Source organism: Streptomyces sp. NPDC050997 (assembly GCF_040660135.1).
In the GTDB taxonomy this organism is placed as follows: domain Bacteria; phylum Actinomycetota; class Actinomycetes; order Streptomycetales; family Streptomycetaceae; genus Streptomyces.
The window spans coordinates 378,042-392,563 of the sequence record NZ_JBFAGK010000007.1 but is presented as its reverse complement, the minus strand read 5'-3'; the positions used below and the strand labels follow the sequence as shown (position 1 = coordinate 392,563).

General features: G+C 70.7%; 14 protein-coding genes. 5 read left to right on the top strand and 9 right to left on the bottom strand.

The genetic code is table 11. The features are described from left to right. Positions 1-60 precede the first annotated feature (60 nt). Positions 61-345: a DUF6332 family protein gene (locus tag AB0H86_RS19180; RefSeq protein ID WP_362439453.1), complete on the top strand. Its 285-nt coding sequence runs from the start codon at positions 61-63 to the stop codon at positions 343-345. Here the strand turns inward: AB0H86_RS19180 and AB0H86_RS19175 are convergent. From AB0H86_RS19175 to AB0H86_RS19165, 3 genes are all read right to left on the bottom strand, one after another. Then, positions 306-971, bottom strand: coding sequence for a response regulator transcription factor (locus AB0H86_RS19175; protein WP_362439449.1), 666 nt, complete (start codon positions 969-971; stop codon positions 306-308). The two genes, AB0H86_RS19180 and AB0H86_RS19175, sit on opposite strands and share 40 nt — an antisense overlap. Continuing rightward, positions 968-2,203, bottom strand: coding sequence for a sensor histidine kinase (locus AB0H86_RS19170; RefSeq protein ID WP_362439446.1), 1,236 nt, complete (start codon positions 2,201-2,203; stop codon positions 968-970). The genes AB0H86_RS19175 and AB0H86_RS19170 overlap by 4 nt, the downstream gene beginning before the upstream one ends. A 107-nt stretch (positions 2,204-2,310) precedes the next feature. Next, complete coding sequence (locus AB0H86_RS19165; protein ID WP_362439443.1) at positions 2,311-3,015, bottom strand: TetR/AcrR family transcriptional regulator; 705 nt, start codon at positions 3,013-3,015, stop codon at positions 2,311-2,313. 159 nt (positions 3,016-3,174) lie between these two features. On the opposite strand from AB0H86_RS19165, the gene AB0H86_RS19160 reads away from it, so the two are divergent. Next, complete coding sequence (locus tag AB0H86_RS19160) at positions 3,175-3,624, top strand: nitroreductase family deazaflavin-dependent oxidoreductase (protein ID WP_362439730.1); 450 nt, start codon at positions 3,175-3,177, stop codon at positions 3,622-3,624. On the opposite strand, the gene AB0H86_RS19155 is transcribed toward AB0H86_RS19160, so the two are convergent. Next, positions 3,614-4,870, bottom strand: a complete 1,257-nt coding sequence (locus AB0H86_RS19155; protein ID WP_362439440.1) for a geranylgeranyl reductase family protein — start codon at positions 4,868-4,870, stop codon at positions 3,614-3,616. The genes AB0H86_RS19160 and AB0H86_RS19155 overlap by 11 nt on opposite strands. Positions 4,871-5,003: 133 nt before the next feature. Here AB0H86_RS19155 and AB0H86_RS19150 point away from each other — a divergent pair, with 133 nt between their 5' ends. The 3 genes from AB0H86_RS19150 to AB0H86_RS19140 are packed head-to-tail and all read left to right on the top strand — an operon-like array spanning position 5,004 to position 8,253. Then, positions 5,004-6,359, top strand: a complete 1,356-nt coding sequence (locus tag AB0H86_RS19150; protein WP_362439437.1) for a dipeptidase — start codon at positions 5,004-5,006, stop codon at positions 6,357-6,359. A 60-nt stretch (positions 6,360-6,419) separates the two neighbouring features. Further along, positions 6,420-7,145, top strand: coding sequence for an MBL fold metallo-hydrolase (locus AB0H86_RS19145; protein WP_362439434.1), 726 nt, complete (start codon positions 6,420-6,422; stop codon positions 7,143-7,145). A gap of 10 nt (positions 7,146-7,155) precedes the next feature. After that, on the top strand, positions 7,156-8,253 hold the full coding sequence (locus AB0H86_RS19140) for a protein kinase family protein (RefSeq protein ID WP_362439431.1): 1,098 nt from the start codon (positions 7,156-7,158) through the stop codon (positions 8,251-8,253). Here AB0H86_RS19140 and AB0H86_RS19135 read toward each other — a convergent pair. The 5 genes from AB0H86_RS19135 to AB0H86_RS19115 all read right to left on the bottom strand — a co-directional run bounded on the left by AB0H86_RS19135 (position 8,169) and on the right by AB0H86_RS19115 (position 14,283). Then, entirely contained in the window at positions 8,169-9,281 is a 1,113-nt protein-coding gene (locus AB0H86_RS19135) for a dipeptide ABC transporter ATP-binding protein (protein WP_362439428.1), read from the bottom strand. The two genes, AB0H86_RS19140 and AB0H86_RS19135, sit on opposite strands and share 85 nt — an antisense overlap. Positions 9,282-9,307: 26 nt before the next feature. Next, positions 9,308-10,381, bottom strand: a complete 1,074-nt coding sequence (locus tag AB0H86_RS19130) for an ABC transporter ATP-binding protein (RefSeq protein ID WP_362439425.1) — start codon at positions 10,379-10,381, stop codon at positions 9,308-9,310. 27 nt (positions 10,382-10,408) lie between these two features. Next, the gene (locus AB0H86_RS19125; protein ID WP_362439422.1) at positions 10,409-11,401 is read right to left on the bottom strand and encodes an ABC transporter permease; all 993 of its coding nucleotides are present in this window, start codon (positions 11,399-11,401) and stop codon (positions 10,409-10,411) included. 104 nt (positions 11,402-11,505) lie between these two features. Then, positions 11,506-13,170, bottom strand: coding sequence for an ABC transporter substrate-binding protein (locus tag AB0H86_RS19120; RefSeq protein WP_362439419.1), 1,665 nt, complete (start codon positions 13,168-13,170; stop codon positions 11,506-11,508). A gap of 81 nt (positions 13,171-13,251) precedes the next feature. Next, positions 13,252-14,283 (bottom strand): ABC transporter permease, encoded by a 1,032-nt coding sequence (locus tag AB0H86_RS19115; RefSeq protein WP_362439416.1) that lies wholly within the window; start codon positions 14,281-14,283, stop codon positions 13,252-13,254. Between the last annotated feature and the right edge of the window lie 239 nt (positions 14,284-14,522).

Genomic DNA, 14,522 nt, shown 5'->3' with positions numbered 1-14,522 from the left:
CGGCGTGCGCCCGGCGGGGCCTGCTTGCTCCGCCGGGCGCGCGCCTGTGAGACTTCTGGGATGGAGACCCACGGGGGACGGCGCGGTCAGAGCGAGCGGGACGCGATCACCGTCGAGATCGGGTACGCGCTGTTCAGCGCGGCGTTCGCGGCGGCGGTCGTCTTCGGGGCGGTGGCCGGTCCGGCACTGCTGTTCGCGCTGCCGTACACCGTCGAGCTGTTGCTGGTCCGCACCGGGCTGATCCTCGCGCCCGTCCTCTTCCTCGCCCGGGTCGTCAGCGTGCTGGTCCGTTTCCGGAACGCGCCTCAGCCCAGCCAGCCCGGCCGCACCAGCCCCGACTCGTAGGCCAGCACGACGAGTTGGGCCCGGTCGCGGACGGCCAGCTTGACCATCGTGCGGCTGACGTGGGTCTTGGCGGTGAGCGGGCTGACGACCAGGCGGCGGGCGATCTCATCGTTGGACAGGCCGATGCCGACCAGTGCCATCACCTCCCGTTCCCGCTCGGTGAGTTGGGCGAGGGCGTCGGCGGCGGCCGGTTCCTTGGAGCGGGCGGCGAACTCGGCGATCAGCCGTCGGGTGACGCCCGGTGAGAGCAGCGCGTCGCCACCGACCACCGCCCGTACGGCGCGCAGGAGTTCCTCCGGTTCGGTGTCCTTGACCAGGAACCCGGAGGCGCCCGAACGGATCGCCTCGAAGACGTACTCGTCGAGTTCGAAGGTGGTCAGCATGACCACCTTGACCTGCCGGAGCGCCGTGTCCTCGGTGATCCGGCGGGTCGCGGCCAAGCCGTCGAGGAGCGGCATGCGGATGTCCATCAGGACGACGTCGGGGCGCAGTTCGCGGACCTCGCGCACCGCCTCCTCGCCGTCGGAGGCCTCCCCGGCCACCTCGATGTCCGGCTGGGCGCCCAGCAGTGCCCGGAAGCCGGCCCGCACCAGGGACTGGTCGTCGGCGAGCAGTACACGGATCACCGGCCCTCCTCCTTGACCTTCGACGGCAGCACCGCCAGCACCCGGAACCCGCCGTCGGCACGCGGGCCCGCCTCGATCGTGCCACCCAGGGCGGCGGCCCGCTCCCGCATTCCGGCCAGACCGTTGCCGCTGCCGCCCGCCTCGGCCCCGGTCGCCGGTCCGTCGTCGTCGATACGGAGCCGTAGCGCCTCGCCGTCGTGGTCGAGCCGCACCCGCGCCTGCCGTGAACCGGAGTGCCGTACGACATTGGTGAGGGCCTCCTGGACGATCCGAAACGCCGCGAGGTCCGTCCCGGGCGCGAGGCGGGGCGGCTCGCCCGCGACCTCGACCGTGAGACCGGCGCCCGCCGCCTGCTCCACCAGCTCGGGCAGTCGGTCAAGGCCGGGTGCCGGCGCACGCGGCGCGTCTCCGGGCGTGCGCAGCGTGTCGAGGACCTGGCGGACCTCGCCGAGCGCCTCCTTGCTCGCCGCCTTGATGGTGGTGAGCGCCGTGCGCGCCTGTTCCGGGTCGGTGTCGAGGAGCGCGAGGCCGACGCCGGCCTGCACATTGATGACCGAGATGCTGTGCGCGAGGACGTCGTGCAGCTCACGGGCGATCCGCAGCCGCTCCTCGTCCGCGCGCCGACGGGTCGCCTGGGCGCGCTCGGCCCGCTCGCGGGCCCACTGCTCACGTCGGGTGCGGGCGAGTTCCGACACCGCGACGATCGCCACCGCCCAGGTGGCGACCACGATCTCCGCACCCCAGGAGGCGGCCGGGTCCCCGGAGGGCGGCAGCCACCGGTACAGCCAGTGCGCGACCAGGACGTGCCCGGCCCAGAGCATCCCCAGCGCCGCCCACGCGGCCCTGCGGTGCCCCGCGACGACGGCGCTGAAGCAGGCCAGAGCGACGGCCAGGAACACCGGCCCGTACGGATATCCGGCGCTCAGGTAGAGCATGGCCGCCGCCGCGGTGCCGAACACGACGACCACCGGATACCGAAGCCGCCACAGCGGCAGCACCGAGGCCACCACCAGGAGCAGCCGCCCGAAGGGGGTGAGGGCCGTCCGCTCGCTCTCCTGCGCGTGCGCCGCGAAGTTCGAGCCGGCGAGCACGAACACGGTGAGCAGCAGGGTGGAGCGCCAGGGCCACCGGCCGCTTCGCTCCCGCTCGTCCCAGCGGTTCCACCACGCGGGCCCGTTGCGCCACCACTGGGGCGCACCGCCGCGGCCCGCGGGCTCCTCGTGCTCGTCCATGACGGCCACGCTAGACGCCCACCGGTCCAGGTGGCGTCCGCCGGGCGCGGTGATCACACGTACTCCCCGCGAAGTACGCCGGGCCCGCCCCCGCCCGTTTCGGCGGCTCACCCAGGTGGGGTGTCCGGCAGTCCCACGCTGTGGGCGAGCCGGGTCACCGCGTGCCGGAAGAAGGGCTCGCGGTCCTCCACGACCCGGTTGAACTGCCCGAAGAGCTCGAAACCGATCAGCCCGTACAGCTCGGCCCAGGCCGCGACGAGCGCCGCCACCGCCTCCGGCGGGAGGTCGGGGGCGAAGTCGGCGGCGATCCGCTCGGCCTCGGGCCGCAGTTCGGCGGGCAGCGGCAGCTCGGCGAGACCGGAGCCCTGGTGCGCGTCACGGACGATGCCGATCAGGACGAGGCCGGTCCGGGAGGCGGCCGGGACCGTTGTCTCCGGCGCGGTGTAGCCGGGCACCGGTGAGCCGTGGATCAGCGCGTACTCGTGCGGGGTTCCGAGCGCCCAGGTGCGCACGGCCTCGCACACCGCCGACCAGCACCGGACGGGCCCGGCGTCGGCGGAAGCGGCGTACGCCGCTTCCGCGCGCTCGCCGACGGAGTCGTAGGCGTCGATGATGAGAGCGGTGAGCAGGTCGTCGCGACTGGGGAAGTAGCGGTACAGCGCGGAGGAGACCATGCCTAGTTCGCGGGCCACGGCCCGCAGCGAGAGCCTGGCGGCGCCTTCGGCCGCGAGCTGTCCGCGTGCCTCGTCCTTGATGGCCGCGGTGACTTCGATACGGGCGCGGGCTCGGGCGCCGCGTGGGGTGCTGCTCATACCCGTCAGTGTCCCATGAGATCAGAGCAGTGCACACAAAGGAGAGCACTGCTCTTGCTTTGGAGCACCGCTCTCGTGCAGACTCTTCTCAAGCGAGAGCAGTGCTCTCGGAATTGGTGAGAGCTCCGCTCTCTCGAACACGTGGGAGTCATCATGTCGATGTCGTCGCAGTACTACCTCCAGGGCAGCCCGATGGCCATCCGGCTCAACAACGTCATCGGGTGGCTGGCCCGGCACGGACTCAGCCTCGCCGGGACGGCCGAGATGTCGGTCCGCGGCCGCAAGAGCGGTCAGATGCAGCGCGTCCCCGTCAACCCGCACACCTACGAGGGCGGGCAGTACCTGGTCTCGGCCCGCGGGCACTCCCAGTGGGTGCGCAACATGCGGGCGGCCGGCGGTGGGGAGCTGCGGGTGGGCCGCAAGGTGCGCGCGTTCACCGCGGTGGAGCTTCCCGACGCGGAGAAGCTCCCGGTCCTGCGGACCTACCTGGAGAAGTGGGGCTGGGAGGTCAACCAGTACTTCAAGGGGGTCACCGCCAAGTCCACCGACGAGGAACTCGTCGCGGCCGCCGCCGACCACCCGGTCTTCCGGATCACGGTCACGAAGTGACCTCGCCGCCCGAGGGATCGGCGGGCCGCCGGTCCATCGCGGTCAGCGCACGCTGGGCGAGCGGATGCGCGCGGACGAGCTCGCCCAGTGACGTGGCACCGCGCGTGATGTCCGTGAACGCCTTCCAGGCCGGGCGGAAGCCGGTGAGGGCCGCGTGGAACAAGCCGGGACGCCGCTCGAAGACCGTCAGCAGGGTTTTGCCGACGCTCATCTCGACGCCGAGCCCCGCCTTGATCGCGAACGCGTAGTTCAGCGCCTGGCGGCGGGTGTCCACCGCGTCGTGCGCCTCAGAGATCCGCACCGCCCACTCCCCCGCGAGCCGGCCCGAGCGCAGCGCGAACGAGATGCCCTCGCGGGTCCACGGCTCCAGCAGTCCGGCGGCGTCCCCGCACACCAGCACCCGCCCGCGCGACAGCGGCGAGTCGTCGGCACGGCACCGGGTCAGGTGGCCGGAGGAGATGCTCGGTTCGAAGCCGGCCAGGCCCAGCCGCCCGATGAACTCCTCCAAGTACCGCTTGGTGGCCGCCCCTTCGCCGCGCGCCGAGATCACCCCGACCGTCAGCGTGTCGCCCTTCGGGAACACCCAGCCGTAGCTGCCGGGCATCGGGCCCCAGTCGATGAGCACCCGCCCCTTCCAGTCCTCGGCGACCGTCTCCGGCACCGGGATCTCCGCCTCCAGGCCGAGGTCCACCTGGTCGAGCTTGACGCCGACATGCGCCCCTATGCGGCTCGCGCTGCCGTCCGCGCCGACCACGGACCGCGCGAGGACCGTCTCGCCGCCCTGCAGGACGACCGCGACGGTGCGCCGGTCCGGCACGGACGAGCCGTGCTGCTCGACCCGCTGGACGGTGACACCCGTACGCAGTTCCGCGCCCGCCTTCTGCGCGTGCTCGACCAACTGCTGGTCGAACTCGGGCCGGTTGATCAGCCCGAACAGCATCTGCCGGGAGCGGCGGGTCCGGCTGAACCGGCCGTTGTTCGAGAAGGTCACCGCGTGCACGCGGTCCCGGAACGGCAGCTCGAAGCCGGGCGGCAGGGAGTCGCGTGAGGGGCCGATGATGCCACCGCCGCACGTCTTGTACCGGGGCAGCTCGGCCTTCTCCAGCAGGAGCACGCGCCGCCCCGCGACCGCCGCCGCGTAGGCGGCCGAGGCCCCCGCGGGTCCCGCGCCCACCACCACGACGTCCCACACCCGCTGCACGTCGTCCGCCGAAGAGTCGTTGGCCGAAGGGTTCTCGCTGCTCACGATGGTCTACTGCTCCTGATCAAGCCGCTGCCGCACCTGTCCCCCGCATCCTACGGCGGACATCGCCGCAGGCCACTGTGGGAGGATCTACGGCACTCACTGGTACAACGTCGCACCCACAAGGAGCGTGCCCATGTCGTCGAATCCGGTCGCCGAGACCGTCACCTCGCTGATGCCGAGGGCGAAGGCGGAGCTCACCCAACTGGTGGCCTTCAGGTCGGTGGCGGACTTCGACCAGTTCCCCAGGAGCGAGAGCGAGGGCGCCGCCCGCTGGGTCGCCGCCGCGCTCGACGCCGAGGGCTTCCAGGACGTGGCCCTGCTCGACACCCCCGACGGCACACAGTCGGTGTACGGCTACCTGCCCGGCCCCGAGGGCGCGAAAACGGTCCTGCTGTACGCCCACTACGACGTGCAGCCGCCCCTGGACGAGACCGCCTGGACCACCCCGCCCTTCGAGCTGACCGAGCGCGAGGGCCGCTGGTACGGGCGCGGGGCCGCCGACTGCAAGGGCGGCGTGATCATGCACCTGCTGGCGCTGCGCGCGCTGAAGGCGAACGGCGGCGTCCCGGTCCATGTGAAGGTCATCGCCGAGGGCTCCGAGGAACAGGGCACCGGCGGTCTGGAGCGGTACGCCGAGGAGCACCCCGACCTGCTCGCGGCCGACACGATCGTCATCGGCGACTCGGGCAACTTCCGGGTCGGGCTGCCCACGGTCACCTCCACGCTGCGCGGCATGACCCTGGTCCGGGTGGCGATCGACACCCTGGAGGGCAACCTGCACTCGGGCCAGTTCGGCGGCGCCGCCCCCGACGCGCTGAGCGCGCTGATCCGCGTCCTGGACTCGCTGCGCGCCGAGGACGGTTCGACCACGGTCGACGGGCTCAACGCCGACACCCGGTGGGACGGACTGCGGTACGACGAGGAGCAGTTCCGCCAGGACGCCCGTGTGCTGGACGGCGTCGAGCTCATCGGCTCCGGTACGGTCGCCGACCGGATCTGGGCGCGGCCGGCCGTCACGGTCCTCGGCATCGACTGCCCGCCGATCGTCGGCGCCACCCCGTCCGTGCAGGCGAGCGCCCGCGCGCTGGTCAGCCTTCGGGTGCCGCCGGGCGTGGACGCGGTCGAGGCGACCAAGCTGCTCCAGGCCCACCTGGAGACACACACCCCGTGGGGCGCCCGGGTGCGTACCGAACAGGTCGGGCAGGGGCAGCCGTTCAGCGCGGACACGACCAGCCCGGCGTACGCGGCGATGGCCGAGGCGATGGCGGTCGCGTACCCGGGTGAGCAGATGCAGTACGCCGGCCAGGGCGGCTCCATCCCGCTGTGCAACACCCTCGCCGCCCTGTACCCGCGCGCGGAGATCCTCCTGATCGGGCTGAGCGAGCCGGAGGCCCGGATCCACGCGGCGAACGAGAGCGTGTCCCCCGAGGAGCTGGAGCGTCTGTCGGTGGCGGAGGCGCTGTTCCTGCGCAACTACGCGGCGAACTGACCGCTCTGCCCTCAGCCAAGGGCCCTCGCCTGCGGGCGGGGGCCTGTCTACGGTCGTTCCATGGACGTCGTAGAGCTGCTCCCCCGTCTCCATCTCCTGCGCTTCCCGGTCGGCCAGGCCTATCTCTGGCGCGACGGCGACGGCGACGGCGACGGCGACGGCGACGGCGAACTGACGCTGATCGACGCCGGGCCCGCGGGCTCCGCGGCGCCGATCTCCGCGTACGCGAAGGGTCGCCTGCGCCGGATCGTGCTCACCCACTTCCACGAGGACCACGCGGGCGGCGCGGGCGAGTTGGCCGCGCTGACCGGTGCCGAGATGCTGGCCCACCACCTGGACGCTCCCGTCGTACGGGGTGAGGTCCCGGGCCCGCCACCGGTGTTCGAGGACTGGGAGCGCCCCCTGCACGCGGCGGCCGTACGGCACCTCCCCCGCGGCGACCACCAGCGCCCGTCGAAGGTCACCGAGTTGTCCGACGGCGACGCACTCGACTTCGGGGGCGGGGCTCGGGTCATCCACGTCCCCGGGCACACGGACGGCAGCATCGCCCTCCATCTCCCGGATCACGGCGTGCTGTTCACGGGGGCCACGATCGCCGCCTCGCCGGTCGACGGCAGCGTGATACCGGGCGTGTTCAACCTCGACCGCTCCCAGGCCCTCGCCGCCTGCCACCGGCTCGCCGCACTCGATACGGACGTGGCCTGTTTCGGTCACGGCGCCCCGGTGATCGGCCAGGCCGGGGCCGCGCTACGAGAAACGGCGGACACGTACGGGACCCGGGACTGACCATGGGGACATGCCGTCCACCACACGCCTCACCGCCCACGCCGACCTCGCCACCTCACTCGCCTTCCACAGCGACCGCGAACTGGCGGACCTGGTGGCTTCGGGCACACCGGCCGGTGCCGGGATCGGCGGACGGTCGACGCTCCTGGAGGTCGACGGCACACGGGTCTTCGTGAAGCGGGTGCCTCTCACCGACACCGAGCGCCGCCCGGACCACGTCCGCTCCACCGCCAACCTCTTCGACCTGCCGGCCTTCTGCCACTACGGCATCGGCGCCGTCGGCAGCCCCGGCTTCGGCGCCTGGCGTGAGCTCGCCGTGCACGAGATGACGACCAACTGGGTGCTGTCCGGCCGTTTCCCGGGCTTCCCCCTCCTGCACCACTGGAGGGTCCTGCCCGACACACCCGGGCCACTGCCCGACGAACTCGCCGACGTGGAACGGGCCGTGGCCTACTGGGGCGGATCACCGGGGCTGCGGGAGAGCATCGAGGGCCGGCGCACGGCGTCCGCAAGTCTGACGCTGTTTCTGGAATACGTGCCGTACACCCTCCACGACTGGTTCGCGGCCCAACTCCGCACGGACGAGGCCGACTCCGCCTGCGCCCTCGTGGAGCAGGGCCTCGACGCCGTCACCAAATTCCTCCACGAGCAGCGGCTCCTGCACCTCGACGCCCACTTCGGCAACATCCTCACCGACGGGCACCGGCTCTGGCTCACCGACTACGGCCTGTCGCTCTCGCCCCGCTTCCGACTCGGCGAGGACGAGAGCGACTTCTTCGACCGCCACCGTCCCTACGACCACGCCTACGCCTTCTCCTACCTCGTCCACTGGCTGGTCGTCGACCAGTACGGCCTCGGCAGGGACGAGCGCGAGGAGTTCATCCGCGCCTGCGCCGACGGCAAGCGCCCCGAGGGCATCCCGCGGGCCGCCGCCGATCTCATCTCCCGATACGCCCGACTCGCCGCAGTGGTGGGCGACTTCAACCGGCGTCTCGAGCAGGAGAGCAGGCTCACCCCGTACCCTCACGAGGAACTCGAAGGCCTCAGCGCCGGGTCGAGGACGATGTCCTCCGCGCGGGCCTCGACGAGCGGCTCCTCCGGGAAGTGACAGGCCGTCAGGTGGCCCTCCGGGTTCCCGGCGATGCGGACCAGCGGCGGCTCCTCGGCCGCGCACCGCTCCTGCGCCTTCCAGCAGCGGGTACGGAAGCGGCAGCCCGAGGGCGGGTCGACCGGGGAGGGTACGTCCCCCGCCAGGCGGATGCGCTCACGACGCCGGATGCCGTCCGGGTCGGCCTCCGGGACGGCGGAGAGCAGGGCGTGGGTGTAGGGGTGCCGCGGCCGTGTGTAGAGCGTCCGCCGGTCGGCGACCTCGACGATCTTGCCGAGGTACATCACCGCGACGCGCTCGCAGAAGTGGCGCACGACGGCGAGGTCGTGGGCGATGAAGACGAACGCGATACCGAACTCCCGCTGGAGGTCCTGGAGCAGGTTGACGATCTGCGCCTGGATGGACACGTCCAGCGCCGACACCGGTTCGTCGGCCACGATGAGCTTGGGCCTGAGAGCGAGGGCGCGGGCGATGCCGATGCGCTGACGTTGCCCGCCGGAGAACTCGTTGGGGTAGCGGTTGTAGTGCTCGGGGTTGAGACCCACCGTCTCCAGCAGCTCCTGGACCCGACGCCGGTGCCCCTGGGGCGGGTTGATGCCGTTGAGCCGCATCGGCGTCTCGACGATGGTGCCGACCGTGTGCCGTGGGTTCAGCGAGGAGTACGGGTCCTGGAAAATCATCTGGAGGTTGCGACGGGCCTCCTTCATCCGGGTCACGGGTGTGTGAGTGATGTCCTCGCCGTCGAACACGACGGTACCCGCGGTCGGTTCCAGCAGCCGGGTGACCAGACGGCCCGTGGTCGACTTGCCGCAACCGGACTCCCCGACCAGCCCCAGCGACCGACCGGCCCCGACCGTGAAGTCGACGCCGTCGACGGCGTGCACGGCCCCGATCCGGCGCTGGAACACGATGCCGTGCCGGATCGGGAAGTGCTTTTGCAGACCGCTGACCTCGAGCAGGTTCTCGCCGGCCGGTGGCTCCACGGCGGGAACGGCCCGCTCCGCGGGGGGAGGCTGGGTGGCGCTCATGGCATGCTCCTGTTCGTCCGCCGCCTTCACCGCGCGGCCCCGGCCCTGCGGCCGCGGATCTCGTCCTTGGTCTCCGGCGTGAGGTGACAGGCGGCGAGATGCCGGTCGGTGCCGGAGACGGCCAGCAGTTCGGGCCGCCGCACCGAGCAACGCCCGTCGCCCACCCAGCCCTTGTAGGTACAGCGGGGGTGGAAGGCGCAGCCGCCCGGCGGGTTGATCAGGCTCGGAGGCGAGCCGGCGATCGGGTTCAGCCGGCGGTCCACGTCATCGGTGATCTGCGGCATCGACTCCAACAGGCCCCAGGTGTAGGGGTGTTCCGGCTGTTTGAGTACGTCCCGAACGGTGCCGTACTCGACGCGTCGGCCGCCGTACATCACCAGGATGTCGTCGGCGATGTCGGCCACCACGCCGAGGTCGTGCGTGATGAGGATGACGGCGGAGCCGAACTCCTCCTGGAGGTCGCGGATCAGGTCCAGGATCTGCGCCTGGACGGTGACGTCGAGGGCGGTGGTGGGCTCGTCGGCGACGAGCAGTTCGGGGTCGCAGACCAGCGCCATGGCGATCATGGCGCGTTGCCGCATGCCGCCGGAGAACTGGTGCGGATAGTCCTTCGCCCGCCGCTCGGGCTGCGGGATGCCGACCCGTCTCAGCATCTCGACGGCGCGGTCCCGGGCCTCCTTCCCGGTCACCTTGTGATGCACCCGGTAGGCCTCGGCGATCTGGGCGCCGACGGTGAAGTACGGGTGCAGGGCGGACAGCGGGTCCTGGAAGATCATGGAGACCGTCCGGCCGCGCAACCCGCGCATCTCGTGCTCCGGGAGGGCGACGAGCTCGCGGCCCGCCAGCCGGATCTCACCGGAGACCGTGGCGCGGGTGCCCTTGTGCAGGCCCAGCAGGGCCAGCGAGGTCACCGACTTTCCCGAGCCGGACTCGCCGACGATGCCGAGGGTGCGGCCCTTGTCCAGCGTGAAGGAGACACCGTCGACGGACTTGACGACGCCGTCCTCGGTGGGGAAGTGCACCCTCAGGTCCCGTACATCGAGGAAGGATTCGGGGGCGGGCGTGAGGTCCGCGGGCTGTGGAGAGGTCTGCGGGGACACTGGCTTTCCTTACGCGGCTGTCGGGTCTCAGGCGAGGCGTACACGGGGGTCGACGAGGCCGTACACGACGTCGACGACCACGTTGGCGAGCACCACGAACGTGGCGGCGAAGAGGGTGGTGCCGAGGATGACCGGCAGGTCGGAGTTCTGCACCGAGTCCACCGCCAGCTTGCCGATGCCGTTGATGCCGAACACCGACTCGGTGATCACCGCGGAGCCGCCGATCAGCGAACCGACGTCCATGCCGAAGATGGTGATGATCGGGGTGATCGCGGCCCGCAGCCCGTGCTTGAGGACGACCTTGCCGACCGGCAGCCCCTTGGCCCGGGCGGTGCGCATGTAGTCCTCGGCGAGGACCTCCAGCATCGAGGAGCGGGTGAGCCGGGTGTACATCGCGAGATAGACGATGACCAGCGTGGCCCAGGGCAGGATGAGCCCCTGGAACCAGGCGGTCGGGTCCTGGGTGATCGGTGTGTAGCCGGCCGCGGGCAGGATCTGCCACTTGTCGACGAACAGGAACAGCAGCAGCAGACCGATGAAGTAGATCTGCACGGAGACGCCGACCAGCGCCAGTCCGACCGCCGCCTTGTCGGCGGCCCGGCCCCTGCGGACCGCGGCCACCATGCCGAGGCCGACGCCCAGGACCAGGAAGACCAGCGCGGCGCCGAGACCGAGCGAGAGGTCCGCCGGGAAGTCGTCCAGCAGGGTGGTGAGGACGGGTGTGTCGGTCTGGAAGGAGAGGCCGAGACAGGGCGCGCCGCAGTGCACGCGCACGCTCTGGTCGCCGTAGTCACGGCCGGCGAAGAGCCCCTTGAAGAACTCCCAGAACTGGGTGACGAAGGTCTGGTCGAGGCCCAGGGAGTGCCTGATCTCCGTCAGCCGGGACGGCGAACAGGTCTTCCCGCAGGCCAGGAGCGCGGGGTTGGACGGCAGCGCGTAGAAGATGACGAAGGTGATCGCGGTGATCACCAGCAGGATCATGGCCGCTGCCAGCAGGCGTCGGACGAGGTAGCGAAGCATGTCGTGCTGGACCCTGACGTGAGTGGGGTGCCCGCCGGCCGGGACCGCCGGCGGGCCTGGGAGGGATGTGTCAGTGCTTGATGTACGTCAGTGCCTGATGTGCGTCAGTGCTTGATGTAGACGTGCACAAGGCTGGGCTCGGCCATGATCGTGTCGTCGATGACCCCGCCGATCTTGGAGCCGCCCAGATCGCTGAAGTTCATGTACATCAGCGGGACCACGGCGGCGTCCTTCAGGATCTGCTCGTCCAGGGCCCCGTAGGCGGCGTTGCGCCGACCGATGTCGGTCATCCTGCCGATCCGGTCGATCTGCGCGTTGACCTTCGGGTCGTTCAGGTACGACAGGTCCTGGTTGGACTGCGGCAGCTTCTTGATCTGCCGTCCGTCGAACAGGGTGGGCAGCACGGTGGAGGCGTTCGGCCAGTCCGCGATCCAGTCGCCCCAGGTCAGGTCGTACTGGTTCTTCACGTTGTCGATCGTGCTGAAGTAGCTCGACTTGTCGATCGGGCTGATGTTCACCGTGACGCCGATCTTGGCGAGCGCGGTCTTCACGGCGTCGGCGAAGTGCTCGTGGGTGGGAATGTTCTCCACGGCCAGTGACATGGTGAGCTTGGGGTCGCCGGCCTGCTTCATCAGGGCCTTGGCCTTGGTGAGGTCACCGGCGGGACTGGAGGCGTAGAGGTCGAAGTTCTTGTGACCGTTGATGCCGGGGGCCAGCATCGTGGTGGCGTAGTCACCGTAGGCCGAACCGCCGAAGGCGCCACGCACGGTTGTCTTGTCGACGGCGTACTCGATCGCCTCACGGACCTTGATGTCCTTGACCCGGTTCGTGTTGATCGCCATGTAGTTGATGCCGGGAGCCGGGATCTTGTAGTAGCGCGACTTCAGCGAGGGGTCGCCCGCGATGGTCGTCAGGTCGGATCCGGCGATCGGCGTCTGCGTGATCGAGGTCTGTGCGGTACCGGCGTCGGACTTGATCTGCTGGTCGATGGCGGCCTGGTCCTGCCCGACCTTCACGTCCATCTCGTCGACGTTCTGTTCGCGGATCGGGTCGTCGGACCGGCTCCAGTTCTTGTTCCTGACCAGGACCAGTTCCTTGTTCTTGGTGTACGACTTGATCATGTAGGGCCCGTCGGACCAGACGTGCGTGTCGTACGTGGAGCCGGTGTCGTGGGCCTTGGGCACCGCCGACCATCCGGTCATGGCCGTCGTCTCGTCGAAGTCGGCGACCGGCTGGTCGAGATGGAAGACGAGGGTGTACTTGTCCGGCGTCCCGATCGAGTCCAACTGCTGCCCCTTGTAAGGGCCCTTGTACGAGGCGCCGCCGACCAGCCACTGACTCGCGTACGGCGGGCCCCCGTTGATGTCCGGGGAGAACGCCCGCTCGATGCCGTACTTGACGTCCTGCGCGGTGACCTCGGTGCCGTCCTGCCACTTGACCCCGTGGCGCAGATGGAAGGTCCACACGGTGGCGCCCTCGCTGGACGTTCCGGTGTCGGTGGCGAGGTCCCCGACCAGCTTGGGCTGGGACCCCGTCTCCTGCCATCCGGTGAGGGTGCGGACGATCTCGTAGTCCATGCTCGACGCCTCGGTCGTGTAGGCCCGTTGGGGGTCGAGGTGGTCGAAGTCCGCGTCGTCGAGGATCGTCAGCGTGCCGCCCTTGGCGGGGGCGCTGCCGGTGGTGCTGGAGGAGCCCCCGCAGGCGGCGGCCCCCAGGGCGATCGCCACGGCGGTTGCCGTGAGGGCGACCGAGCGCGTTCTGCGCGTCATGAGGTAACACTCCGTTCTTGTACGGGCTCGGCCACGGCGGTTCGCGACGGAACCGTCCGGCCGGTGCTTCGGGGGCACGCGTCAGCCGCGCGCCGCACGGGGATCGAGGGCGTCGCGGACTCCGTCTCCGAGGAGGTTGAGTGCCAGGACGAGGACGAGGAGCAGGACCCCGGGGACGAAGAGGTACATCGGGTCCTGCAGGAAGTACTGGGAGGCGTCCGACAGCAGGGCCCCCCAGTCCGGGTTGGGCGGGATGACGCCGACGCCCAGGTACGACAGGGCGGCCTCGGTGGTGATGTTCTGCGGGACGGCGAGCGCGAAGGAGATCAGGATCGGCGCCCACAGGTTCGGCAGCAGTTGGCGGAAGAGGATGTGTCCCGGACCGGCGCTCATGATCCGCGCGGCGTCGACGAACTCCCGCTCGCGCAGGGACAGTACCTGGCCGCGTACCAGGCGGGCGGTGTAGGCCCAGGCGAACCCCGCGATGTTGAGGACCAGGACCAGCAGTCGCAGGTTCTCGTCGGTGCCGCCGTGCTGGTCGGTCTGCAGCGCGTTCTGGATGACCGGGGTGAGCGCGATGATGAACAGCAGTTGCGGGAACGCCAGCATCACGTCCATGACCCGTGACAGCACCGAGTCGACCCAGCCGCCGGAGTAGCCCGCGGCGAGTCCGGCCACGACACCGACGACGGTGGACAGCACGGCCGAGGCGAAGCCGACGAGGAGCGAGGTGCGCAGGCCGTGCACGACCCGGGCGAACAGGTCGTATCCCGTGCCCGGTTCGACACCCAGCAGATGGTGGAGGCTGATGCCGCCCAGCGATCCGTAGGGGAAGTTGCCGGTGTCCGGGTCGATCGCCCGACCGTCCGGGGTGATGGGCCCCCAGCCGGTCAACGCGGTGAGCACCGGGGCCAGCAACGCGATCACGATGAACAGGACGGTCACCACGAACGCGGTCAGGGTGACCTTGTCCCGCCTGATCCGGTTCCAGGCCATACGGGCCGGCGAGCGTCCGGCGACGGCGGGCGCGGCGGACGGGGAGGCTCCGGCCGGTTCGTCGGCCGAAGGCGTGGTGCCGGTGGCGTTCTGGACCGGCTGATGCTGCGTGGTCATCGTACGGACGTCCCGGAGGTGAGCTGGGGCTGCCGCGGGGTGGCCACGGTCGCCGGGGGAAGGGACGCGTCAGGGGACGGGCCCCTGGGCGAAAGGCCTGGACGGCGTCCGGTGTCGGCGCCGTGAGGACTCTGCGGACTGTCGCAACGCCCCGTCGGCCCGGTCAAGGCGGAACGGGGGCGGAAAAGTGATTGTTTGCGCAGGTTGCCAAGAGTTGACGCGAGCGAGACGTTTCGTTA

What these genes read in the sequence shown, in the direction of transcription:
- AB0H86_RS19180 (WP_362439453.1), top strand. Translation starts at nt 61, where the DNA reads ATGGAGACCCACGGGGGACGGCGCGGTCAGAGCGAGCGGGACGCGATC.
- AB0H86_RS19170 (WP_362439446.1), bottom strand. Translation starts at nt 2,203, where the DNA reads ATGGACGAGCACGAGGAGCCCGCGGGCCGCGGCGGTGCGCCCCAGTGG.
- AB0H86_RS19165 (WP_362439443.1), bottom strand. Translation starts at nt 3,015, where the DNA reads ATGAGCAGCACCCCACGCGGCGCCCGAGCCCGCGCCCGTATCGAAGTC.
- AB0H86_RS19160 (WP_362439730.1), top strand. Translation starts at nt 3,175, where the DNA reads ATGTCGTCGCAGTACTACCTCCAGGGCAGCCCGATGGCCATCCGGCTC.
- AB0H86_RS19150 (WP_362439437.1), top strand. Translation starts at nt 5,004, where the DNA reads ATGTCGTCGAATCCGGTCGCCGAGACCGTCACCTCGCTGATGCCGAGG.
- AB0H86_RS19145 (WP_362439434.1), top strand. Translation starts at nt 6,420, where the DNA reads ATGGACGTCGTAGAGCTGCTCCCCCGTCTCCATCTCCTGCGCTTCCCG.
- AB0H86_RS19140 (WP_362439431.1), top strand. Translation starts at nt 7,156, where the DNA reads ATGCCGTCCACCACACGCCTCACCGCCCACGCCGACCTCGCCACCTCA.
- AB0H86_RS19135 (WP_362439428.1), bottom strand. Translation starts at nt 9,281, where the DNA reads ATGAGCGCCACCCAGCCTCCCCCCGCGGAGCGGGCCGTTCCCGCCGTG.
- AB0H86_RS19125 (WP_362439422.1), bottom strand. Translation starts at nt 11,401, where the DNA reads ATGCTTCGCTACCTCGTCCGACGCCTGCTGGCAGCGGCCATGATCCTG.
- AB0H86_RS19120 (WP_362439419.1), bottom strand. Translation starts at nt 13,170, where the DNA reads ATGACGCGCAGAACGCGCTCGGTCGCCCTCACGGCAACCGCCGTGGCG.
- AB0H86_RS19115 (WP_362439416.1), bottom strand. Translation starts at nt 14,283, where the DNA reads ATGACCACGCAGCATCAGCCGGTCCAGAACGCCACCGGCACCACGCCT.